The organism is Parasphingomonas puruogangriensis (assembly GCF_036663635.1).
In the GTDB taxonomy this organism is placed as follows: domain Bacteria; phylum Pseudomonadota; class Alphaproteobacteria; order Sphingomonadales; family Sphingomonadaceae; genus Sphingomonas.
The window spans coordinates 975,112-997,992 of the sequence record NZ_JAXOJI010000001.1 but is presented as its reverse complement, the minus strand read 5'-3'; the positions used below and the strand labels follow the sequence as shown (position 1 = coordinate 997,992).

At 63.3% G+C, this 22,881-nt stretch carries 26 protein-coding genes and 1 pseudogene; 11 read left to right on the top strand and 16 right to left on the bottom strand.

Annotation, left to right across the window (positions count from 1 at the left end; translation table 11 throughout):
• Positions 1-18: 18 nt before the first annotated feature.
• Complete coding sequence (gene cysS, locus U1739_RS04985) at positions 19-1,458, bottom strand: cysteine--tRNA ligase (RefSeq protein WP_332704559.1); 1,440 nt, start codon at positions 1,456-1,458, stop codon at positions 19-21.
• 195 nt (positions 1,459-1,653) lie between these two features.
• Here cysS and rpsU point away from each other — a divergent pair, with 195 nt between their 5' ends.
• Positions 1,654-1,860: a 30S ribosomal protein S21 gene (rpsU, locus tag U1739_RS04980; protein ID WP_069203433.1), complete on the top strand. Its 207-nt coding sequence runs from the start codon at positions 1,654-1,656 to the stop codon at positions 1,858-1,860.
• Between the two features lie 85 nt (positions 1,861-1,945).
• Positions 1,946-2,572 carry an FKBP-type peptidyl-prolyl cis-trans isomerase gene (locus U1739_RS04975; protein WP_332704557.1) on the top strand — a complete coding sequence of 209 codons (627 nt, stop codon included), beginning with the start codon at positions 1,946-1,948 and terminating at the stop codon, positions 2,570-2,572.
• A 653-nt stretch (positions 2,573-3,225) separates the two neighbouring features.
• Here the strand turns inward: U1739_RS04975 and U1739_RS04970 are convergent.
• The 5 genes from U1739_RS04970 to U1739_RS04950 form a co-directional block, all read right to left on the bottom strand.
• Entirely contained in the window at positions 3,226-3,669 is a 444-nt protein-coding gene (locus U1739_RS04970; RefSeq protein WP_332704555.1) for a FecR family protein, read from the bottom strand.
• Between the two features lie 539 nt (positions 3,670-4,208).
• A complete protein-coding gene (locus tag U1739_RS04965; protein ID WP_332704554.1) occupies positions 4,209-4,883 on the bottom strand; it encodes a hypothetical protein in 675 nt (224 codons plus the stop codon).
• A 16-nt stretch (positions 4,884-4,899) separates the two neighbouring features.
• A complete protein-coding gene (locus tag U1739_RS04960; protein ID WP_332704552.1) occupies positions 4,900-5,031 on the bottom strand; it encodes a hypothetical protein in 132 nt (43 codons plus the stop codon).
• The gene (locus U1739_RS04955) at positions 5,004-5,705 is read right to left on the bottom strand and encodes a glycosyltransferase (RefSeq protein ID WP_332704892.1); all 702 of its coding nucleotides are present in this window, start codon (positions 5,703-5,705) and stop codon (positions 5,004-5,006) included. Before U1739_RS04955 ends, U1739_RS04960 begins: the two co-directional genes overlap by 28 nt.
• Complete coding sequence (locus tag U1739_RS04950; protein ID WP_332704905.1) at positions 5,630-5,809, bottom strand: hypothetical protein; 180 nt, start codon at positions 5,807-5,809, stop codon at positions 5,630-5,632. Before U1739_RS04950 ends, U1739_RS04955 begins: the two co-directional genes overlap by 76 nt.
• Positions 5,810-6,115: 306 nt before the next feature.
• On the opposite strand from U1739_RS04950, the gene U1739_RS04945 reads away from it, so the two are divergent.
• The 3 genes from U1739_RS04945 to U1739_RS04935 all read left to right on the top strand — a co-directional run bounded on the left by U1739_RS04945 (position 6,116) and on the right by U1739_RS04935 (position 8,688).
• The gene (locus U1739_RS04945) at positions 6,116-7,408 is read left to right on the top strand and encodes an exopolysaccharide biosynthesis polyprenyl glycosylphosphotransferase (RefSeq protein ID WP_332704551.1); all 1,293 of its coding nucleotides are present in this window, start codon (positions 6,116-6,118) and stop codon (positions 7,406-7,408) included.
• A 112-nt stretch (positions 7,409-7,520) separates the two neighbouring features.
• Entirely contained in the window at positions 7,521-8,261 is a 741-nt protein-coding gene (locus tag U1739_RS04940) for a polysaccharide biosynthesis/export family protein (RefSeq protein ID WP_332704549.1), read from the top strand.
• Positions 8,262-8,550: 289 nt separating this feature from the next.
• Complete coding sequence (locus U1739_RS04935) at positions 8,551-8,688, top strand: hypothetical protein (RefSeq protein WP_332704547.1); 138 nt, start codon at positions 8,551-8,553, stop codon at positions 8,686-8,688.
• A gap of 528 nt (positions 8,689-9,216) precedes the next feature.
• Here the strand turns inward: U1739_RS04935 and U1739_RS04930 are convergent.
• The 6 genes and pseudogenes from U1739_RS04930 to dut all read right to left on the bottom strand — a co-directional run.
• Positions 9,217-9,839, bottom strand: a pseudogene (locus U1739_RS04930) (GDP-mannose 4,6-dehydratase); the annotation flags it as partial.
• A gap of 221 nt (positions 9,840-10,060) precedes the next feature.
• Positions 10,061-11,371 carry a UDP-N-acetyl-D-mannosamine dehydrogenase gene (gene wecC / locus U1739_RS04925; protein WP_332704545.1) on the bottom strand — a complete coding sequence of 437 codons (1,311 nt, stop codon included), beginning with the start codon at positions 11,369-11,371 and terminating at the stop codon, positions 10,061-10,063.
• Positions 11,349-12,494: a non-hydrolyzing UDP-N-acetylglucosamine 2-epimerase gene (gene wecB, locus U1739_RS04920; protein WP_332704543.1), complete on the bottom strand. Its 1,146-nt coding sequence runs from the start codon at positions 12,492-12,494 to the stop codon at positions 11,349-11,351. The genes wecC and wecB overlap by 23 nt, the downstream gene beginning before the upstream one ends.
• A 92-nt stretch (positions 12,495-12,586) precedes the next feature.
• Positions 12,587-13,393: a HesA/MoeB/ThiF family protein gene (locus U1739_RS04915; protein ID WP_443025490.1), complete on the bottom strand. Its 807-nt coding sequence runs from the start codon at positions 13,391-13,393 to the stop codon at positions 12,587-12,589.
• Positions 13,354-13,737, bottom strand: a complete 384-nt coding sequence (locus U1739_RS04910) for a hypothetical protein (protein WP_332704541.1) — start codon at positions 13,735-13,737, stop codon at positions 13,354-13,356. The genes U1739_RS04915 and U1739_RS04910 overlap by 40 nt, the downstream gene beginning before the upstream one ends.
• Positions 13,738-13,739: 2 nt before the next feature.
• Positions 13,740-14,183: a dUTP diphosphatase gene (dut, locus tag U1739_RS04905; protein ID WP_332704539.1), complete on the bottom strand. Its 444-nt coding sequence runs from the start codon at positions 14,181-14,183 to the stop codon at positions 13,740-13,742.
• A 141-nt stretch (positions 14,184-14,324) separates the two neighbouring features.
• Between dut and U1739_RS04900 the strand changes: the two genes are divergently transcribed.
• The 6 genes from U1739_RS04900 to U1739_RS04875 all read left to right on the top strand — a co-directional run bounded on the left by U1739_RS04900 (position 14,325) and on the right by U1739_RS04875 (position 19,647).
• Positions 14,325-15,353, top strand: a complete 1,029-nt coding sequence (locus tag U1739_RS04900; RefSeq protein ID WP_332704537.1) for an aspartate-semialdehyde dehydrogenase — start codon at positions 14,325-14,327, stop codon at positions 15,351-15,353.
• A gap of 34 nt (positions 15,354-15,387) precedes the next feature.
• Positions 15,388-15,828: a GFA family protein gene (locus U1739_RS04895; protein WP_332704535.1), complete on the top strand. Its 441-nt coding sequence runs from the start codon at positions 15,388-15,390 to the stop codon at positions 15,826-15,828.
• A gap of 318 nt (positions 15,829-16,146) precedes the next feature.
• A complete protein-coding gene (locus U1739_RS04890) occupies positions 16,147-16,557 on the top strand; it encodes a type II toxin-antitoxin system VapC family toxin (protein ID WP_332704533.1) in 411 nt (136 codons plus the stop codon).
• Positions 16,558-16,573: 16 nt separating this feature from the next.
• Positions 16,574-17,011: a GFA family protein gene (locus U1739_RS04885; RefSeq protein ID WP_443025505.1), complete on the top strand. Its 438-nt coding sequence runs from the start codon at positions 16,574-16,576 to the stop codon at positions 17,009-17,011.
• A complete protein-coding gene (locus U1739_RS04880; protein ID WP_332704529.1) occupies positions 16,992-17,756 on the top strand; it encodes an alpha/beta fold hydrolase in 765 nt (254 codons plus the stop codon). The genes U1739_RS04885 and U1739_RS04880 overlap by 20 nt, the downstream gene beginning before the upstream one ends.
• Before the next feature lie 58 nt (positions 17,757-17,814).
• Complete coding sequence (locus U1739_RS04875) at positions 17,815-19,647, top strand: M2 family metallopeptidase (protein ID WP_332704527.1); 1,833 nt, start codon at positions 17,815-17,817, stop codon at positions 19,645-19,647.
• Positions 19,648-19,692: 45 nt separating this feature from the next.
• Here the strand turns inward: U1739_RS04875 and U1739_RS04870 are convergent, their stop codons facing one another.
• The 4 genes from U1739_RS04870 to U1739_RS04855 form a co-directional block, all read right to left on the bottom strand.
• Positions 19,693-20,169: a hypothetical protein gene (locus U1739_RS04870; RefSeq protein ID WP_332704525.1), complete on the bottom strand. Its 477-nt coding sequence runs from the start codon at positions 20,167-20,169 to the stop codon at positions 19,693-19,695.
• Between the two features lie 186 nt (positions 20,170-20,355).
• Positions 20,356-21,807, bottom strand: a complete 1,452-nt coding sequence (locus tag U1739_RS04865) for an AMP nucleosidase (RefSeq protein ID WP_332704523.1) — start codon at positions 21,805-21,807, stop codon at positions 20,356-20,358.
• A gap of 161 nt (positions 21,808-21,968) precedes the next feature.
• Entirely contained in the window at positions 21,969-22,271 is a 303-nt protein-coding gene (locus U1739_RS04860; protein WP_332704521.1) for a hypothetical protein, read from the bottom strand.
• Between the two features lie 101 nt (positions 22,272-22,372).
• A complete protein-coding gene (locus U1739_RS04855; RefSeq protein ID WP_332704519.1) occupies positions 22,373-22,852 on the bottom strand; it encodes a peroxiredoxin in 480 nt (159 codons plus the stop codon).
• Positions 22,853-22,881 lie beyond the last annotated feature (29 nt).

Here is a 22,881-nt window from a genome sequence, read left to right as displayed (position 1 = left end):
CCCCCAAGCTGCTGACTATCAGAGCGCCAGTTTCCAGTCCCAGACCAGCGGATCGCCATCCATCACCTCGACCCCCGCCGCCGCGAGCGCGTCGCGGATCGCGTCGGAGCGGGCGAAGTCCTTCGCCGCGCGCGCCGCGACTCGGTTGGCGAGGTGCGTGTCGATCTCGGCGTCGGTCAGTGTGGCGCTGGCTGGGCGGAGGCGGAGCGCCGCGCGGGGCAGGGTGGACAAATCCAGCCCGAGCACGTCATCGAACCGCGCCAGCAGCGCCAGCCGCTCGCCGGGCTTGAGCTTCTTGTCGGCCAGCATCTCGTCGAGCACCGGCAGCGCGCGCGGTGTGTTGAGATCGTCCGAGATCGCCGCATCGAGCTGGTCCAGCCACGGGCTGTTCCACGGTTCCTCGATCGCGCCGTCAGCGCGGGCCTGCAGCGCCTGTACGACGATCACCAGCCGCTTGAGCCGCGTGAACGCGGCGGCGAGATTCTCCAGGCTGAACTCGAGTTCGCTGCGGTAATGCGACTGCAGGCACATCAGGCGATAGGCCAAGGGATGCACGCCGAGGTCGACCAGCGTCTGCAGCGTGCTGAAGCCGCCAGCGGATTTGCTCATCTTGCCGGAGCGTTCGACCAGAAAATTGTTGTGCATCCAAAACGTCGCACCGGTGTCGGCACAGCCGCAATGCGCCTGATTCTGGGCGATCTCGTTGGGGTGGTGGATCTCGCGGTGATCGATCCCGCCGGTATGGATATCGAAGCTGGCGCCGAGATATTTCTGGCTCATCACCGAACATTCGAGATGCCAGCCCGGGGCGCCGCGGCCCCAGGGGGAGTCCCATTCCATCTGGCGGTTTTCGCCGGGTTCGCTCTTGCGCCAAATGGCGAAATCCTGCGGGTGCCGCTTGCCGGCGACGGGATCGATCCGCCCCTCGCGCTCGTCGTCATGCGTGCCGGCGAGACGGCCGTAGTCGGGCACGGTGCTGGTGTCGAAATAGAGGCCGCTGTCGAGTTCGTAGCAATTGGCGGCGATCTGTTCGCCGAAGGCGATCATCTCGGCGATATGATCGGTGGCGAGCGGGAAGGCGCTAGGCGTACGAATGTTGAGATCGGTAAGGTTGTGCTTGAACGCCGCGGTGTAATGCGCGGCGATATCCCAGATGCTCTGCGCACTGGCCCTGGCCGCCGCCTCCATTTTGTCGTCGCCGGCATCGGCATCGGACGTCAGATGGCCGACATCGGTGATGTTGATGATGTGAGTGAGCGGCCCCCATCCCATTGCCTTACGCTTCCACGTCAGCACGCGCGACAGCGTGTCGGTGAAGACATAGGCGCGCAAATTGCCGATATGGGCGTAATTATACACGGTGGGGCCGCACGAATAGACGCGCACGTTGGCGGGATCGAGCGGGGTGAACGTCTCCAGGCTGCGCGAGAGACTGTTATATAGGGTAAGCGGGGTCATGACGCTCCCTTAGCGAAGCACGGCTCTTCCGGCAAAGGGGCGCGGCAGGCGGCGAAAAGGGGGTTTTGGCTTGAATGCGCGTCGCGCCGCTGCTACGGCGCTCGCCTTCGCGGCGCGGACCTATGGTTTGCGACGGCGTTTATGTATCGATTCGGCTGGACAGTTCGGCCACAACATTCGGAGCGTCTACACAACATGCAAATCATCGTTCGCGACAACAATGTCGACCAGGCGCTGCGCGCCCTCAAGAAGAAGCTGCAGCGCGAAGGTGTGTATCGCGAGATGAAGTTGCGCCGGCATTACGAGAAGCCGAGCGAAAAGCGTGCACGCGAGCGCGCCGCGGCGATCCGCCGTGCCCGCAAGCTCGAGCGCAAGCGCCTGGAGCGCGACGGCGCCCGGTAAGACCTCCGGGGCGGCATGCTGCCGCCCCTTGCTACCATAGATTCGATACCAACCGGCGGCGCGCCGTCGAACCCAAGGCAGCCCCATGTCCAGCATCACCGCCGTTCCCTTGCAGCCGACCAAGCGCGGCGTGCTGGTGCTGATCTGGATCGGCGTGCTCGTCGCCGTGCTTGGCGCGTTCGCCCTGGCCGCCGCGGCGCCGGGTAATCCGGTCACCGACCTGCTGGCCAAGAACAAGCGCCAGAAGGGCGTGATCGAAACCCCGTCCGGCCTGCAATATCAGATCGTCTCCCCCGGCGTTCCCGGGCCGAAGCCGACCGATACCGACATCGCCTTGGTCAATTACGAAGGCAAGCTGCCCAACGGCACGACCTTCGACAAGTCGCAACAGCCGACCCCGATGGCGGTCAGCGGCGTCGTTCCCGGCTTTTCCGAGGCGCTCAAGCTGATGACCAAGGGCGCGAAATACCGCTTCTGGATCAAGCCCGAACTCGGTTACGGCGCGCCGCGCCCGGCGGGCGCTCCGCCGCTCGATGGCCCGGCCGCGGAGCTGGCCAAGAACGTGCTGATCTTCGATGTCGAGATGATCGAATTCCTGCCCGAGGAAACCGTGCGTCGCCTGCAGCAACAGCAGCAGATGATGCAGCAGCAGGGCGCCGGGCCGCAGGGCGCGCCGGGTGCGCCACAACCCCAGGGTGCGCCGCTCCAATAATTTTGCTCTGCTGCGCCGGCGTGGCGCGCGCCGGTCGGATGATCCAGGGGTGATGTTCGACGCCACTGGCGTCGGCAGCGCTGCGCTTGGAACAAGCAGAACGAAGCGAGCCCGCTTCTAGATCCTTCGCCCGGCGAAGGCCGGGCTCGCTGCGTTGAGCTGCGTCATATGTCCCAAAGGCATCCGCCTTTGCCGTTGCCGGTTCGGCAATCTCCGCAAGCGACGGAGCAATCCAGCAAACCGCGTGTGCGCGCTGCGCCATTGTTAACTGCGCATCGCCGCGTAGATCAGCTCTAAGGGATGGGCGACCAGGAAACGGTGCACGGTGAAGGTGTCGCCGGCTGCGGGCGGTCGGGCGATGTTGTGCCGTCAACCGGAACGCCCGCACAATGCCCGCGCTCGCCTTGTCCTGGCGGGGCTGGGCCGGCCGCGGTTGGGCTGCAGTTAGCGCACGGCATGCAGCGGCCCCGGCCGTCGCCGGGGCGACGATGTACTCGCTGAGGCGCGACAGCAGGCGATCCTAAAACGCCTCTGCAAGGCCATTACGTTTGCTCGGCGCGCGCGGTGCGATTGTCTTCAGCTCAGCTATACGGACGCAAAAAAGGGGCCGAGCTTGCGCTCGACCCCTTTTTTAGTCGATCGTCGTCAGCAGCTTACGGGCTGGCAGGCGAGCTATCGTCCTTGTCGACTGCGACATAAACGCCGAGACCGACTGCAGCGATCGCTGCTGCCAGAACGACGCCACCAGCAGCGCCCGAACCGGTGTTTGCACCGGCGTCGTCCGAATTGTCCTGCACGGCGAGCGACTGCGCCTTGGCCGTGCATGCGCCCTTGCCGACCGACAGGATCGAAGTGGAACCGAGCGCATAGTTGCAGCCCGACATGGAAATCTTGGCGTTGGCCTTGCCGCGCGTGACGACGCGGTCGCCAGCGAACAGCGACTGGCCGGACCGTGCAGCGATCAGCTTACCATCACGAGCAACGAACGTGCCCTGGCTTGCCGACGTAAGCGTCCCGACGCTCTGCTCCGACGCTGCGAACAGCGGGGTGGAAAGGCTCGCCATCATGACGGCGGCGGTCATCCGTGAAAGTTTCATATTTATCTCCCTTGGAACCGCTTCTATAACTGGCTCATGTCCCCGGTTACTTCAGCATTCGGTTTTTGTCTATTAAAAAAAGCATTTTCGCGTCGGTCGTGTCGGCCCGAAATGGCGGATAACCGTCGATATCCGTCAATCGATGCGCCCTAACGCATTGCCCGATATCTTCGTTCCGTTGCCTCGATACGTACTACTGCGAGGATGGCACTCTGGTATCGGCCAGTATCAATACCGATCCGCTTCGGCTATCGTCAGGTCCCGTCGCCAATCGTATGACCATAGACGATGACCAGCCCATGATTGGTCGAACTATCCAGGGAATCGTCGCGGATCCGGCGTGAAGCTTTGGTATCATAAATCTAAATCAAGATTGTGGCGCTAATGCCGGCATGGGTGGTGAACGGCTTGCGGCACCGCAAGCTGACGATGAATGCCCATTGCGCGTGAGGAATGCGATAGCGCACCAGTCACGTAACAGCTGATGTCTCCAACCGATCAATCGCCACATTTCGCTGCCGCGGTTTGGAGCGCATTCATCATTGCCGAGTTTCATCTAATAGTGAAATTGTCTGTTGTTGGTAAGCATGCACGTGCAGCATTTCTTCCTGCTTGCGCATCCTGAGGATCGCCATGACAGGGCGAATCGCGCACGCCGCAAATGGTCGATTACCCCCGCCGGATCGGGGCCGGGTCGACGTGGGGATCCTGCAGGCGCGCCCGACGGGGGGGCGCGGTCTGCGCCAGCAGGTCACGTAACAGGTCGAATCGGCGGTGCTGTCGCCGATCGCATAGCCGTGGGCATGGGTGGCCGTTGGGCCGTTTGGCGGCGTTGCGGCAAGAGCGTGCTGCCGCTTGAATGGCCCCATGCGCGTTTCAAGCCGGTGTCGCGGTAGAGCGCTTGGGCGTCGATCCGCGCCGCGGAGGCGCGCCATTTGCGGCGATTTCGTCAACCAAGGATTGCCAGCGCCGCATGGCATGGTCGCGACGATAGCCTCGATCGAGCACGGCGCGCGCCGCCGCGCCGATCGCGTCGCCGCGCGATCGTCGGCCGCCAGCAGCGTGATCGCCGCAGCGAGCGCCTCGGCATCGCTCGGCGCAATCGTGATGCAGGCCTGATTCGGGGGAAGCATGCGCGGTAGTTCGCCATCGCCGGCGCAGATGGACAGCACCGGGCGGCCGGCGGCGCAGATGCCGAACACCTTGCTCGGCACGATCAGTCCTTGGAACTCAGGACAGTGACACCCAATAGGCGTCACCGACCACGATCGACGCAGCCAGGCGCTCGCGCGGTTGATAGGGCGCGAAGCGAAAGCTGGTCAGGCCGTTGGCCGCTACCCGCACGGCGAGTTGCCGGGCCATGTGTCCGCCGCCGATAAAGAGGAAGACGATATCGTGCCGGTCGCGCAGCTGCTCTGCGGCGCCAGGCACCGTGTCATATTCGTGTGCGCGGCCCAAATTGCCCGAATATTCAGGACGAAGGCGGCGGGCGCGATGTCCCAGTCGCGGCGCAGGGAAGGGGCGTGGCGGGCGACCGGGGTGATGGCCACGTCATCGGTCCAGTTGGGAATGATACGAATGCGGTCGGGCGGGATACCGAGCGCAGCGATGCGCCCGGCCATCAAATCGCCGATCGCGACGATATATAGTGCTCGGCGGAAGGACAAATCGCGCAGCCAGCGCAGCAGGGCGCCACTCGGTCCGCCGCCGAGCCTCATGCCAAACGCCTGGGCGACCTCGGGAAAAAGGTCCTGTACCCAATGCACCAACCGAGTTCCCCGGAGCGCGCCGATTTCCATTACCAGCGGCAAGAGTGGCGGATCGGTCTTCACGACAAACACGGTATCGCGGCCGGCCAGCTTGAGCGCCTGGACCAGTGCAGTGGCATAATAAGCGAGATAGGCGAGCAACCGCCCGGCCATGCCGCCACGGCGTCTCGGCGTCCAGGTGCGGACGACGGTCACCCCGTGGCGCAGCTCGCGAGGAGACAATAAGCGATCGTCGTCGTCACATACCGCACGGCTGGTCGCGACGATACCTCGCGGCCGGCGGCGGCGACATATTCGGTGACGTCGCTCAGCAATTGCGCCGTGGCGGAATGATCCGGGGCGTAGAAGCGATTGAAGAATACGATGCGCATCACGACGAGCCTGCCCCCGATCCGTCTGGTCCGACGTGCCCCGGGGCGTGCGAGCGGCACACCGTGCCGGAGGACACTCCACTCATACGCGATACCGTTGTGGCGAAGACTTGGGTTACGCCGCAACGCAGTGTAAGCGACCCGGCAACGATACTGCATCAGTGCTGTTTTCGTACAAGCCTGCGAGGCTGGCAAAAGGTATCGGCGCGTGTTGAAGAGAATCAGCCTCATCGGCTATAGCCGAGATCGGCAGGCAAGCGTCGCGGGGGCGCGTGCTGGCCATTCGGCTTCGGGGGATGCCAGTTAATGTTGCAGTCGCGATTGCAAGGCCAGCATGGCAGGGCGCGGGCTGCGGCCGAGCGGCTGCGCGTGCAATTGCTGGTTGGCTTCCTGTTCGCCGTGTGTCTGCCCGCGATCATCGGCGTGCGCTTCGATCTCGCCATGCTGGATCGCGCGAGCAGCCAGAACTCGATCGTCGCCTCCGCGGTCGCCTTGACGGTGGGCGTGTTGCTGTTTCGCCGCTTTCGCCGGTTCCCCGGCGTACGTGTCTACGAATATGTCCTGCCGTCATTCTTTACGTCCTACGGCTTGGTCGTCGCGGTGATGCTGGCGCTGCGCCTCAACTATGTGGTCTCGACCTTGCTCGGCAGCTTCGTGATGTCGGTGATCACCATGTTCGTGCTGTGCTACATCGGTTTGCGGAAGCGCACGTATCTCTTCCATGTCGTGCCGGCCGGCGACGTGTCTCGGCTTGACGGCGTGGGCAATGCGCAATGGCTGATGATGACCGAGCCGACCCTACCGGCATCGGCCGATTCGGGGATCGTGGTCGATCTTCGTGCCGACCTCGATGATTCCTGGGAGCGGATGCTGGCGGAGGCGGCGCTGGCAGGCGTGCCAGTCTATCATATCAAGCAGCTGCTTGAATCGATCACTGGCCAGCTGCAAATCGAACATATCAGCGAAAATGGGCTAGGTTCGCTGACGCCGAACGAAGGCTATGGCAAGCTCAAGCAGTTCGCTGACATTGCTTCGGCAATCATCCTGCTGCCGCTGTTGCTACCCGTGCTGATGTTGGTGGCGATCGTGATCCGGCTCGATTCGCCTGGGCCGGTACTCTTCCAACAGCAACGAATGGGGTTCCGAGGTCGACCCTTTTCGGTGCTGAAGTTCCGCACGATGAAGCCCGCTGACCAGTTCGTGGCCGGCGAAGAAGCGCGCAAGCGGGCGATGACACTGACCGATGATCAACGCATCACCCGCGTCGGCCGCTTCTTACGGCGGACGCGTATCGACGAGATTCCGCAAATCCTCAACGTCCTGCGCGGCGAAATGAGCTGGATCGGTCCCCGTCCGGAGGCGATGTCGCTATCGTCATGGTATCAGCAAGAGCTTCCGTTCTACAGTTACCGGCATGTGGTGAAGCCCGGCATTACCGGTTGGGCCCAGGTCAATCAGGGTCATGTCGCCGAAATCAGCGATGTCCATCACAAGTTGTGCTATGACTTTTACTATATCAAATATCTGTCGGCGTGGCTCGATGCGCTGATCCTATTTCGCACCGTGCGGACCGTTATTACCGGGTCAGGGTCTAAATAGGACGTTTCGTGGTGACCAGCATCGGTGCTGTTGGCTTGATTCCGGCAGGACGAGTGCTAAACCGTCGTCATCAGGCGGACGAGTATCTTCGCTTTATGTATTGGAGCAGGCTTTGAGCGCTGACGTCACAACCAACCGTGCGTTTCTTTGCGGAGGCTTTCGCGCCACGCGCCATATCGGGGCAGTTTTAGCGGTCGCGGCATTGTCGCTGTCGGCCTGCGCTGACCGCCGCGGGGGCAAGATTCCCTATGACGTGAAGAATTTCGGCTCGCCGGATGCGCCCGTGGCGTTGCAGACGAACGAGACATATCATGTTGGGCCGGGCGACGAGCTGTCGGTCGTGGTTTTCCGCGTGCCCGATATGTCGGGTGACGTGGCGGTCGACATGACCGGCAATTTCACCATGCCGCTGATCGGCCAGGTGCAGGCGATCGGCAAGACGACGGATCAGTTGCAAACGGAACTTACCCAGCGCCTTGGCACCAAATATCTGCAGAACCCCGAAGTGCGCGTGGCGGTCAAGACGGCCAGCAATCAGCGCGTCACGATCGACGGATCGGTCAAGCAGGCGGGAATCTATCCCATCACACCTTCGACGACGTTGCTCCAGGCAATCGCCTTGGCCAAGGGGCCCGATACCGATGCCAATCCACGTCGGATCATCGTGTTCCGTATGATCGGCGGTCAGCGCCAGGCGGCGTCGTTTGATTTGACGGACATCCGCCGTGGGCTGGCGCCCGATCCGGCGATCTATGGCAACGATGTGATCGTGGTCGACGGCAACCAACTGCGGAAGAACTTCAAGGACACGCTGAGCGCCCTGCCATTGCTCAGCATCTTCCGGCCGTTTTGATGATGCGTGAAGCGGTGCTTGCCATCGGCTAGAACTATTCGGGGATGTGATGGATCGATTTTATCCTGTCCCTGCCGGTGGCGCGCCCCGTATACTGGGTCAGGCTGGATCGATCTAACTTCGGCCCGCCGGCCTGGCGTCCCACGGGGGCTGCCCGCGGACGGCGCCACGGTCGAGATCGATCTGCATGAGATATGGCGCGTATTGACCTAATGGCGCTGGCTGATCCTCGGCGTCACTGGCGTCGCGCTGCTCGCAGGCTTGGCTTTTTCGCTGCTGGCGACGCCGTTTGTACAAAGCGACCACGCAGGTCGAGATCGCGCTGCAGCAGGATGGCATAATCACCAACAACGATCGCAGCAGCCGCCAGACGGCGGTGCGCGATCCGCAATATCTGGCGACGCAGATCAGGCTGCTCAAGAGCTGATCGCTCGCCGAAGGTGTCGTGGCGGATCGTGGGCTCGACGCGCGATCTGGCGACCGCCCGGCCGTCATTCCGTCGGGCATCATGGCCAACACGCAGGTGGTGCCGGTCCCGGCTAGCCGCCTGATCAACATCAATTTCTCGAGCCCATCGCCAAAGCTGGCGGCCGACGTGCCGAATGCACTCGCCGACGGTTTAGTCGCGTCCAATCTGAAGCGGCAATATGGTGCGATGGCCTATGCCCGCAACATCCTGGAAACCGCATCGCCAAGACCAAAAACGCAATTGGAGGCGTCGGAACGACAGTTGGTGCAATATGCGCAGCAGGCGGACATCATCGTCGTCAACAAGACGACCATCGAAGACGGCGGCGACGCCACCAACAGTTCGCTCGATAGCGCCTCATTGGTCGCGCTCAACGAAGCGCTGACGACGGCGCAGAGCGACCGGATCCTGGCCGAGCAGAGGTATCGCAATGCGCTGCGTTCGACCCCGCAATCGCAAGTGACGCAGAATGTCGCGGTCCAGGCGGATGGCGGCCACCGCGCGCGTAATCTTGCGGGTGACGAAGGTCTCGCCGCGCATCGGGCTTTCATGGTTGAACTGGATGCCGTTCGACGCGTGCAGGCCGTAAGCCTCCCGATAGTTCACCGTAATCCAATAGGCGTACATCTGGCTGCCGCGTAAGGCGAGCGCGGATAAAAAGGCGTGGTTTCCGATTGCGGGACTTGCTGCACCAACCCGTATAGTTCCGAGGTCGATGCTTGGTAGAAACGGGTCGTTGTGGCCATCTTGAGCATGCGCAATGCCTCCAGCAGGCGTAGCGTGCCGATGCCATCGGCATTGGCGGTATATTCCGGCGTCTCGAAACTGACCTGCACATGGCTCATCGCGGCGAGATTGTAGATTTCGTCGGGGCATACCTCCTGCACGATTCACGCGAGATTCATCGAATCAGTCATGTCGCCATAGTGAAGGTGAAGTCGGCGGCCGACCTCCTGCGGATCACGGTAGAGGTGATCGATGCGGCCAGTATTAAATGAAGAAGAACGGCGCTTTATGCCGTGAACCTCATATCCCTTTCGGAGCAGCAGTTCGCATAGATAGGCGCCATCCTGACCAGTGATGCCGGTGATCAGCGCGACTTTCGTCATCAGATCGTATCGCCCTCCACGCGCTACCAAAGTACCGTTCCGAAGAACGATCTATGTTATTATTATGCTGTCCGTCTAGTGCTGACTTCTTAATGTCGTAAGTAGAGCTATATCAGCGACTTCAATCGTGTAGCGGGAGTATGGCCGTGGCGGCCATACGTACGTATTAGTGGGCTATGATATTTACGCTGTACTTGCTATTTCGATCGATGTTCAGCCATCTAGCTGGCGAGGCGCAACGTCTCCGTTGCGATGCGCGCGCGCGGCTGATCGGGCCAGATGCCGCGCGTATCGTAGACGTACTTGTCGGCTCGTTCATCGACCGGCACCGACTTGAACAGATCGTGATCGACCAGCACGATCATGATGCCGCAGGTTTCGATCGCCGCATCGAGATCGGTCAGCGTCGCTCCAGAGCCGTCGAATAGCGCTGGCAGTGCCGCGGCATAGGGCTCGACGATGCGGATGCGTGAGCCAAAGCGATGCGCGAGGTCGCTCGCGACCTTGAGCGCCGGGCTTTCGCGGAAATCGTCGATATTGGCCTTGAAGGCGAGACCGAGGCACGCGACCGGCACATTGGGGTGCGCCTCGATCAGCTGCGCGGCACGCTCGATCGTGTAGTCGACCTTAGCGTCGTTCACTTCGCGCGCGGTGCGGATCAGCGGCGTGTTGGCGCGATCGGCATGGACCAGGAACCACGGATCGACCGCGATGCAATGCCCGCCGACGCCAGGACCGGGCGACAGGATATTGACGCGCGGGTGGCGGTTAGCGAGGCGGATCACTTCCCACACATCGACCTCCATCGTGTCGGCAACTCGGCTCAGTTCGTTGGCAAAGGCGATGTTGACGTCGCGGAAGGCGTTTTCGGTGAGCTTGGTCATCTCCGCGGCACGGCTCGTGGTGGTAACGCAGGCGCCACGGACGAAGCGCTTGTAGAAGCCCAGCGCTTTGCGCGCGCAACGCGGCGTGATGCCGCCGATCACGCGGTCGTTATCTATCAGTTCCACCAAGATGCGGCCGGGCAGCACGCGTTCCGGGCAATAGGCGATGGCGATGTCGGGGATTTCGCTGGTCTTGCCGGGAATCTTGAGATCGGGGCGCAGTTCGGCGAGCAGGTCGCGGACTTTTTCGGTCGTGCCGACGGGCGAGGTGGATTCGAGGATCACTGCGTCGCCGGCCTTGAGCACGGTGGCGATGGTTGTCGCAGCCTGCAGGACGTAACCGATGTTCGGCGCGTGATCGTCGGCGAACGGGGTGGGGACGGCGATGACGAACACGTCGGCGGGTTCGATCTGCATCGATGCGCGCAGCGAACCCCGCGCGACGACGCCCGAGACCAAGCCGTCGAGATCGACTTCCTCGATATGGACCTTGCCCGAATTGACCGTGTCGACGATCGATTGCGTGACATCGACGCCGAGCACCTGCGCCCCGGTGCGCGCGATGATTGCCGCGGTGGGCAGGCCGATATAGCCCAGGCCGACGACGACGACGGCGAGCGAAGAGTCAGTACGAAGCGACGAAACCATCGGCGATTACCTTTGCGATCCTGGTCGAAGCATGGCCGTCGCCGAACGGATTGTGGGCGCGGGCCATGGCCGAATAAGCGGCTTTATCATCAAGGAGGGTTGATATTTCGGAAACGATGCGGTCGGCATCGGTGCCGATCAGCTTGGCCGTGCCGGCCTCGACGCCCTCGGGCCGCTCGGTCGTCTCGCGCAAGACCAACACCGGCTTGCCGAGCGCGGGCGCCTCCTCCTGCACCCCGCCGGAATCGGTCAGCGCGATCTCACACATCCCGAGCGCGCGGACGAAATGCGGGTAATCGAGCGGTTCGATACGGGCGACATTGGGGCGGTCGCCGAGCAACTCGTCCATCACGCTCACCACGTTGGGATTGGGGTGGCAGGGGAACAGGATCGCGGTGCCGGGGCGATCGGCGATATGCTGGATGGCACACGCGATATTGGCCATGCCGTCGCCGAAATTCTCGCGCCGGTGCGTGGTGACGAGGATGATGCGCTTGCCGGCGAAGCGTGCGGCGATGTCGTCCAGGTTGGCGGCCAGCGAGGGGTCGGCGGCGAGCTTGGCTTGGGTGGCGTAGAGCGCGTCGATCACGGTGTTGCCGGTGACGTGGATCGTCGTGGGATCGATGTTTTCGCGGATCAGTGCGGCGGCGGCAGTGTCGGTCGGCGCGAAATGTTGGTCGGCGATCGGCGCGACGATGCGGCGGTTCACTTCCTCGGGCCAGGGCTGATAGATATTGCCCGAGCGCAGGCCCGCCTCGACATGGGAGACCGGGATCTTACGGTAATAAGCGGTGAGCGCGCCGACCATCGCGGTCGCCGTGTCGCCCTGGACGATGACGCGGTCAGGCTTTTCCGCATCCATCACTTCGCCGAGGGCGGTGAGCAGGCGCGCGGTGAGGCGGTCGAGGCTCTGGCCCGGTTCCATGATGTCGAGATCGATGTCCGGCGTGAGGCCGGCGATGCTGAGCACCTGATCGAGCAGCCCGCGATGCTGCGCGGTGACGCAAGTGCGCACGTCCAGGCCCGGCGTGACCTTGAGCGCGGCAACGACGGGGAACAGCTTGATCGCTTCGGGACGGGTGCCGAAGATGACGAGGACTTTATGGAGGCGTGCGGCGGTCATGGGCGTGGCATAGCGGGGATCACTTAAGGGAGCGCTAATCATACCCCATTTACCGTTATCCTGACGAGACGCGCGATGGATCCTGACTTTCGTCAGCTTGACGGGTATCGAGATGGGCCGCACCAACGACATCCAGGATCCTTGGGCAGCGTGATCGTGCGGAAACGGAAGGCCAGCGCATCGACAAGTAGCAGCTTGCCCGCGCTGTCATCGCCGAAGCCAACGATCTGGCGCATCACTTCCAAAGCGGCGAGGCTGCCCATCACACCGGTCATCGCGCCAAGCACGCCTTGTTCGGCACAGCTCGCCTCGGCGCGGTCGGGGTCGTTGCCGACGAAGCAGCGATAGCACGGCTTGTCCGCTTCCCAGCCGCGGAAGGTGGCAAGCTGGCCCTCGAACTGGCCGACCGCGGCGGAGACGAGCGGAATGCGGGCCGCCAGTGCCGCCCCGGCTACCGCGAGGCGGGTGGCGAAATTGTCGCAGCCGTCGAGTATCACGTCAGCGCCGGCCAGCAGCGTCGCGGCATTGCCCTGGTCGATCCGCACCTTGTGCATCGCGACATCGACGTTCGGGTTGAGCGCGGCGATCGCAATCGTCGCGGCAGCGACCTTGGGCTGGCCGATATCGGCGGTGCCGAAAATCGTCTGGCGCTGCAGGTTGGAGAGATCGACCGTGTCGTCATCGATCACGATCAGCCGCCCGATGCCGGCGGCGGCAAGATATTGCAGCGCCGGGCTGCCAATGCCGCCCGCGCCGATTACCGCAACCGTGGCGCGGCGCAGCGCCATTTGGCCAGCGCCGCCGACTTCCTTGAGCACGATATGGCGAGCGTAGCGATCGAGATCGGTATCGGTAAGAATCAGCCGTTCCAGTCGAACACGATCGTCGCGCGATACCATTGATCGGTGGTCGCCGGCGGCAGGTTGCGGCGCGCGAAGCTGATCACCAGTCCCGCGCTATATTGCTCCACCGTGGGACAATTGATCGCGCGCGGCACAGTGCGGCGGATCACGCCATCGGCGCCGACCAACGCTGCAACCTCGACCTTGACGACGTAACGACCATCGGCAGGGCGCGCGATCGGACAGCGTCCGGCCGCGACCTCGCCGGCAACGTAGCTGGCGAACGCAGGAGATTGCTGCGGCGGAGCCAGATACGGGATGGGCGGCAGCACCGACCAGTCGGTCGGCACAACAGGAGGCGCGATGATCTGCGCCGCCGCGATCAGAATCAGTGCATACATCATCAGCGCCCCGTGGACCCGAACCCCCCGCTGCCGCGGTCTGTTTCGTCCAACGTGGCGACCTCGTCCAGCGTGGCGCGTTGGACCGGGGCCGGAACGAGTTGGCCAATGCGATCGCCGCGCGCGATGGCGAACGGTTCAGCGCCGAGATTGGCTAGGATGACCTTCACTTCGCCGCGATAATCGCTGTCGATCGTGCCCGGCGTGTTGAGACAGGTGATGCCGTGTTTCAGCGCCAGGCCCGAGCGCGGGCGGACCTGCACCTCGTAACCCGCGGGAATGGCGATGGCGAAGCCGGTAGCGACGGCGGCGCGCGCGCCGGGGGCGAGCACCAATTCCTCGGCGGACACAACGTCCATGCCGGCGGCGCCATCGGTGGCGTAAGCGGGCAGGGGCAGGCCCGCGCCATGAGCGAGGCGTTGCAGCGCGATGGAGATGATGGTCATGGCCGGCATATAGGCGCTGGGCCTAGCGCTGCGAAGGGGGAGGCGAAAGTGTCGCCTGTCCAATGCCCAAGCTTTCCTACCTTCCCAGCCCGCGCGTTTCTGGTATCGCGCGCTCGACGAATTCTAACGCGGGAAATGCATATGGGCTATCGGATCGTGGTCGCGGGCGCGACGGGCAGTGTCGGGCGCGAGATGCTCAACATCCTGGCGGAGCGCGAATTTCCGGCGGACGAGATCGCCGTCGTGGCCTCGTCGCGCAGCCAAGGACTGATGGTCGATTACGGCGACACCGGAAAGCAGTACAAGGTCCAGAATATCGACAATTTCGATTGGACCGGCTGGGACATGGCGCTGTTCGCGATCGGCTCGGAGGCGACCGCGAAATACGCGCCGATCGCCGCTGCCGCCGGCTGCACGGTGATCGACAATTCCTCTTTGTACCGCATGGATCCGGACGTGCCGCTGATCGTGCCGGAAGTGAATCCCGAGGCGATCGACGGCTACAAGGCGCGCAACATCATCGCCAACCCGAACTGCTCGACGGCGCAGATGGTCGTGGTGTTGAAGCCGCTGCACGACAAGGCCAAGATCACCCGCGTGGTGGTCGCGACCTACCAGTCGGTGTCGGGCGCGGGCAAGGAAGGCATGGACGAGCTGTTCGAGCAGAGCCGCAACATCTTCGTCGGCGATCCCGCCGAGGCCAAGAAGTTCACCAAGCAGATCGCCTTCAACGTGATCCCCCACATCGACAGCTTCCTCGACGACGGATCGACCAAGGAAGAATGGAAGATGGTGGTCGAGACCAAGAAGATCCTCGATCCGAAGATCAAGGTGACCGCCACGTGCGTGCGCGTGCCGGTGTTCGTCGGGCATTCGGAAGCGATCAACATCGAGTTCGAGGACGAGATTTCGGCCAAGGAAGCGCAGGACATATTGCGCGAGGCGCCCGGCGTGATGCTGTACGACAAGCGCGAGGACGGCGGGTATATCACGCCGGTGGAATGCGTCGGTGAATTCGCCACGTTCGTCAGCCGCGTGCGCGAGGATTCGACGATCGAGAACGGCATCAATCTGTGGTGCGTCAGCGACAACCTCCGCAAGGGCGCGGCGCTGAACGCGGTGCAGATTGCGGAGCTGCTCGGGCGCCGGCATTTGCGCAAGGGCGGTTAAGCCGCCGGTGCCGGCTAGTGATAGGGAGGCGGCGTTGACGATCGCGGGGGGATGTCGCTGCGGCGCGGTGCGCTACACGCTGGCGATGGACGAGCTGCCCCCGGTCTATTGCTGCCATTGCCATGATTGTCAGCGCTGGTCGGGCAGTGCGTTCAGCGCGCAGGGGTTCGTGCGGGAGGATGCGCTCACGCTCGACGGCCCAATCGTAGATTATGTGTACGACACGCGTAGCGGCGGGCAATCGCGGCAGCGCATTTGCGCGGTGTGCCATACGCGGATCTTCAATGGCCATACGGCGCGGCCGGGCATTGCTTTGCTCCGCGCCGGCACGCTGGACGACAGCGATACGATCGTGCCGCGGCTGCATATCTGGGTGAAGCGCAAGCAGCCGTGGATCGTGCTGCCGGCGGGTGTGCCGACGTTCGAGGAGAGTGCGCCGATGGCCGAGATGGCGGCGATCATGACGCGCGGCTAATTGAGGCGGGGGGCGCTTCGTGTTATAATTTGAAGATGGGACAAGAGCTCACCATCAAGTTGGATGACCGAACGATAGAGATTTATCGCGCGGCCGCTGAACAGCGGGGACGATCTCTGGAAGATGAGTTGCGGGAGGCGATCGAACGGGGGCGCCCCGCTCCCGTGAAAGTTCGCGAAGCGCGCGGGGCGCTATCGCGACGGCTTCGGGCCATGACGCCACCCGATGGTCCCAACACTGGTGACAGCACACTCGATATACGGTGGGACCGCGATACCGATCACGGTCGCTGGATTGACGATGGTTGGGCGGAGCACCTTGCTGGTCGTTGACGCCAGCGTGGCCGTGAAGTTCGTCGCGCAAGAGGACGGCTCCGACGCTGCGTACGAGATCGTGGACGGGCCTGAAGTTCTGATTGCGCTCGATTGGACGCTCGTCGAAGTCGCCAGTGCATTGTGGAAGAAAGTGAAATTTTCCCGTCTGCTTGCAGTCCATGCGGAAGACAATTTGGACTGCTTACCAAAACTCTTCGAGCGCCTTTATCCCGCTGAACCGCTGTTGGCGGAGTCGCTGAAGTTGGCCTTCCGCCTGCGTCACCCGATATACGACTGCCTTTATCTGGCGTTGGCAATTCGCGAGGATGCCGACGTGATCACCGCAGATCGGGAGTTTCATCGCGCATGCCAGGCATCCGTTTGGAAGGATCGAGTTCATCTGTTGAAATGGTGAGGATGTCATGACCGAGATGACCGGTGGCTGCCAATGTGGGCAGGTGAGTTACAGCGTGGCGATCGATAGCGACGACGCCTATCTGTGTCATTGCCGGATGTGCCAGCGGGCCACCGGCGGGGTGTCGATCGCGTTCAAGAACGTGAAGATCGCGGACCTTTGCTGGACGACTCGCGAGCCCGATCGGTACCAATCCTCGCCGATCGCGCAGCGCGGGTTTTGCGCGGCGTGTGGCACGCCGCTGACGTTCGAATTTCTCGAACCCGGCGAGACGATGGATCTGACCGTCGGCAGCTTCGACGAGCCCTATCGTTTCAAGCCGACCAGCCACTTCTCGCCCGAGACCTGGCACGAGGAGTGGCTCGACACGCGCCACCTACCTGCTACGCGGGCGGACGATAATCCCTCCACTCGTGACCGTTGGATCAAGGCCGTTGGCAAAATCCCCGATTGAACCGCAGTTTTTCGACAGTTTCGATGGCACGCGACTGGCGTTCCGCGAAGTGGGCGAGGGCCGCCCTGTCGTCCTGATCCACGGCTTCTTCTCCAACGCTTCGACCAATTGGCTGCGCTACGGCCATGCCGCGGCAGTGGCGGCGAAGGGCTTCCGGGTGATCATGCCGGACCTGCGCGCGCATGGCGACAGCGCCAAGCCGCATGATGCCGCGAGCTATCCGCCGGACGTGCTGATGCGCGATGGATTCGCACTGGTCGCGCATCTCGGGCTCAGCGATTACGATCTTGGCGGTTATTCGCTCGGTGCGCGGACGACGGCGCGGATGATGGCCAATGGGGCGACGCCGCGCCGCGTGGTGATTGCCGGCATGGGGCTGAGCGGGCTGACCGACACAGCGGGGCGGGGCGGGCATTTCCGCAAGATCCTGAGCAATCTCGGCAGCTTCGCGCAAGGGTCGCCGGAATGGCTGGCCGAGGCGTTCCTCAAGACCACCGGGGGGGATCCGGTGGCGCTTCTGCATATTCTCGATACCTTCGTCGATACGCCGATCGCGGCACTGCGCGCGATCGAACAGCGCACCTTGGTGGTGTCGGGCGTGGACGATGACGATAATGGCTCGCATGCCGAGGTGGCGGCATTATTGCAGGACGCGGTGCTGGTCGAGACGCCGGGCGGGCATATGAGCGCGGTGACCAAGCCGGAACTGGGCCACGTCATTGCGGACTTCCTCGCCGCCGCTTGACCCGACGCCGAGCGGGGGACAGGTTGCAGCATCACCACCTTTTCCCGTCGAGGTTTTCATGATCCGTACCGGTATTTCGTGCCTGGCGCTGTCGTTCGCGATGGTTGCATCCCCTGGCCTGGCGCAGACGGCGCCGGTCACCACCACGGCAGCCATGACGGCTGCCGATGCCGATGCGTTCATCGCCGCGGCCGAAAAGACGCTGTTCGATTTCTCGATTCAGTCGAGCCAGGTGAATTGGGTCAACGCGACCTATATCACCGACGATACCGACGCGATGGCCGCGCGGATCAATGCCGAGGGCACCGAGCTTTCCGTGAAGTTCGCGCTGGAAGCCGCCAAGTTCGACAAGGTCCCGGGCCTGTCGTTCGACACGCGACGCAAGCTCGATCTGCTGCGCGGCGGCATCACCTTGCCCGCGCCGACCACGCCGGGGGCGGCAACCGAGCTGTCTACCTTGGTTACCAAGATGTCGTCCTCCTACGGCAAGGGCAAGGGCACGCTCGACGGCAAGCCGATCAATGGCAGCGACATCGAAGCGGCGATGGGCACCGAACGCGATCCGGCCAAGCTCAAGGAGATGTGGGTCAGCTGGCACGACAATGTCGGCGCGCCGATGCGCACCGATTATGCCCGCACGGTAGAGATCGCCAATCAGGGCGCGACCGAGCTTGGTTATAAGGATGTCGGCTCGATGTGGCGCGCCGGCTACGACATGAGCCCCGAGGCGTTCGCGCAGCTCACCGACAAATTATGGCTGGAGGTCGAACCGCTGTACAAGTCGCTGCACACGTACGTGCGGTGGAAGCTCAACGAAAAATACGGCGATGCCGTCCAGTCCAAGACCGGGCCGATCCGCAGCGATCTGCTGGGCAATATGTGGGCGCAGGAATGGGGCAATATCTATGACGTGGTCGCGCCCAAGGGGGCGGGCGATCTCGGCTTCGATACGACCGAGCTGCTGAAAGCCAAGAATTACGACGCGCTGAAAATGGTCAAGACCGGCGAAGCCTTCTATTCCTCGCTCGGCTTTGCGGCGTTGCCCGACACGTTCTGGGCGCGTTCGCAGATCACCAAGCCGGCCGATCGCGAGGTGATCTGCCATGCCTCGGCCTGGGATCTCGACAATAAGAACGACGTGCGCATCAAGATGTGCACCAAGGTAAATGGCGACGATTTCGTTACCATCCACCACGAGCTCGGGCACAATTATTATCAGCGCGCCTATCAGAATCAGCCGCCGGCCTATCTGAACGGGGCGAACGATGGCTTCCATGAAGCGATCGGCGATTTCGTCGCCTTGTCGATCACGCCAAACTATCTGGTGCAGATCGGGCTGCTCGATCAGGCCAAGGTGCCGAGCGCGGACAAGGATATCGGGCTGTTGCTACGCCAGGCGATGGACAAGGTGGCGTTCCTGCCGTTCGGGCTGCTGATCGACAAATGGCGCTGGGGCGTGTTCGCCGGCGACATTCCGGCGACTGGTTATGAAAAGGGCTGGGACGATCTACGCCTGAAATATCAGGGCATCGTGCCGCCGGTGGCGCGTGACGAGAGCAAGTTCGATCCGGGGGCCAAATATCACGTGCCGGCCAGCGTGCCCTATACGCGCTATTTCCTCGCGCGGCTGCTGCAGTTCCAATTCTACCAGGCGGCATGCAAGCAGGCCGGGTGGAAGGGGCCGCTGCACCGTTGCTCGTTCTACGGCAATAAGGAAGTCGGCGCGAAGCTGAACGCGATGCTCGAGATGGGCCAGTCGAAGCCATGGCCCGACGCGCTGGAGAAGTTCACCGGCAGCCGCGACATGTCGGGCAAGGCGATGGTGGCGTATTTTGCGCCACTCAAGACGTGGCTCGACAAGCAGAATAAGGGCAAGCCAAGCGGCTGGTAATCGTGGCTAACCGCCATCCCCGCTAATGCGGGGATGGCGCGCAGCTTATTCCGGGATCGTGCCTTCGTCGGCGATGCCGGCTTCGAACGAGGCGGAGGAATCGGTGCCGTCGGCCTGATGCGCCTTGTGGCCGGCATTGGGTTCGGCCGGATTTTCCGGCGTCGTGGTTAGCGGCGTGCTGCCGCGCAACGCCAGCAGGCCGGCGGTCAGTGCTGCGCCGACCCCGCCGATCACGGCGGCGACGCCCCATTTGCTGGTGCCTGTGGAAGCCGCCTTGGCCTTGGCCGGCGTGCGACGCGCGGCGGGCTTCTTGGCCGGCTTGGCAGCGGCAGGCGGCGTTGCTGCCGTGCGGGGCGCTGCAGGCTTGCGCGCGGGCTTAGCGGCGGGAGTGGCTGCCGCGGCCGTCTTGCGTGCCGTCTTGCGCGGGGCGGCAGCCTTGCGCGGCGTGGCCGGCTTACGCGGGGCCGGGGGTTTCGGCGTCGCGGTGGGCGTGTCGGTCGGATCTTTGGGCGGGGTGGCCATGCGGACGAACTCCTAAGGTCGTTGAGCTAGCGTAACGCATCAACACGTAAGGGTTTCCGTTGGTCGTACTGAAACTTCCGGTTCCCCGGCGCAGGCCGGGGTCCAGTAGTGGAACGTGAATGATCGATCGTTGAGCGTCGCCACCTCGGCCATCCCGACTGGGCCCCGGCCTGCGCCGGGGAACACTTACCGAAACGGCGGCTCGTTGAACGCCCGCAACTTGCGGCTGTGGAGCTTGGCGCCTTCGCGGCGCAGCTCTTCGCAGGTCTCGATGCCGATGCGCATATGTTCGTTGATGGCGCGCTCGTAGAAGCGGTTGGCTTGGCCAGGCAGCTTCAATTCACCGTGCAACGGCTTGTCCGACACGCACAGCAAGGTGCCGTAGGGCACGCGGAAGCGATAGCCTTGCGCGGCGATCGTCGCGCTCTCCATGTCGATGCCGACCGCGCGGCTGAGCGAGAAGCGCAGCGCCGATTTCGAGTAGCGCAATTCCCAGTTGCGATCGTCGGTGGTGACGATCGTGCCGGTGCGCAACCGCCGCTTGAGCTCGTCGCCGGACTGGCCGGAGATGGTCTCGGCCGCGCGCGCCATCGCCACCTGTACTTCGGCGATCGCCGGCACGGGGATTTCCGGCGGCAGCACATCGTCCAGCACATGGTCGTCGCGCAAGTAAGCGTGAGCGAGAACATAATCGCCGATCCGCTGGCTGGGGCGGAGCCCACCGCAATGGCCAATCATCAACCAAGCTTCCGGACGCATCACCGCCAAGTGATCGGTGATCGTCTTGGCATTGGACGGGCCGACGCCGATATTGACGAGCGTGATGCCGGTGCGATCATCGGCCATCAGGTGATAGGCCGGCATCTGGTGCCGCCGCCACGCGCTGTCGCTGACGATCTTGTCGGCATCGTCGCCGTGATGGATCATGATGCCGCCGGCGCCGGACAGGCCGGTGAAGCGGCTGGGATTGCCATCCGCGTCAGGGCCGAGTTGGCTCGCGCCCCAGCGGACGAACTCGTCGACGTAGCGATGATAGTTGGTGAACAGGATGAAGCGCTGCGAATGTTCCGCCGGCGTGCCCATATAATGGCGCAGGCGGGCAAGGCTGAAATCGGTGCGCAGGCCATCGAACAAGGCAAGGGGGCGCGTCTCGTCATGTGCGATCCACAGGCCGTCGGCGATCTCGTCGCCGATATGCGCGAGTTCGGTGGCGGGGAAGAAGCGCGCGAGATCGGCGACGGAGATTTCGTCGAGGCTCAGCGCGTGGCCGGGATCCATGACATAGGCGAAGGGGATTTCCTGGCGCCCGGGAACCGCCTGCACCGCGACATCGTAATCCTCGATCAGCAGCGTAAGCTGTTCGGTCAGATAATCGGCGAAGATGGCAGGCTTGGTGACGCTGATCTTATATTCGCCCTCGGTAACTAGCCGGCCGAACGAGCGGATCGGCGCTGGGCGGTCGCTGCCGCCGCGATAGGTCAGGCGAATCTCGGGATAGGCGAAGCTGCCATCACGGCGCGATTCCGGCACGGGCGGGGTGCCGTCGGCGATATAGGCGGTAAGCGCGGCTTGAAGGCGCGCCACGGAAGCGCGGTAGAGCGTGTCGAGTTGGGCGACGATGTCGGCGGCTGTTGTCATCTGCCGGAGCTAAGGCAGGATTGTTAAACTGGCAAGACGAGGGATGTCGCCGGCGTCCATCCGCCGCCTGCTGGTGTTCCCCCGCGAAAGCGGGGGCCCAGGGTCACGAGCGCTGCGGCTTGTAACGCTAGGCTCCTGCTTACGCAGGAGAACGGTAAGACTCAGTTCTTCTTAGCAGTCGAGCCCTTACTGCCCGTGCTCTTGGTGGCAGGCTTGCTGTCGTCGAGCAGCTTGCTCACGCCGAACGCTGCGCCGGCCACGGCCGCCGCTGCACCGGCGGCAATCGCCGCTGCAGTCTTGGGGTTTTCCTTGGCCGCGTCGAGGGCGGTTTCAAAGGCGGCGGTGACCGACTTGGTCGCGCTTTCGATCGCGGCGGTGACGGCTTCCTGCGCCTGGTCGTAAATCGTCTTGTCGCCGGTCGTGCCGGTGGTGTCGTTGGCGCTGGTTTCTGCGGTGTCGCTCATGTGTCGCTCCTTTGGGCTAGAGATCGTTACACTAACGCAACCGGGCCCGCCGCGTTCCCCCGACGACGCGTGATTTGGCGCAGCCGGGGAACGGGTTGACGTCAGATTTCGCTCAACAGATGCTCGGCCGAGGAGATGCTGAATTCGCCCGGCGCCTCGACGTTGAGCTGCGTCACCACGCCGTCTTCGACCAGCATCGAATAACGCTGGCTGCGCTTGCCCATGCCGAACTTCGACGCATCCATGGTCAGCCCGACCGCTTCGGCGAAATCGCCATTGCCATCCGCCAGCATGGTGATCGCATCGGCATTGGCGCTCTTGCTCCAGGCGCCCATCACGAACGCGTCGTTGACCGAGGTGAAAGCGATCTCGTCCACGCCCTTGGTCTTGAACTCGTCGGCCTTGTCGACGAAGCCGGGCAGGTGGCGCGCCGAACAGGTCGGCGTGAACGCGCCCGGGACCGCGACCAGCGCGACCTTGCGGCCCTTGAAATAGTCGTCGGAGCTGATCTGATCGGGGCCGCTGGCGGTAACCTTGGTGATCATGGTGCTCGGAATGCGGTCGCCGACGCTGATCGTCATAAAGTATCTCCTACGCCCCGCGCAGAATG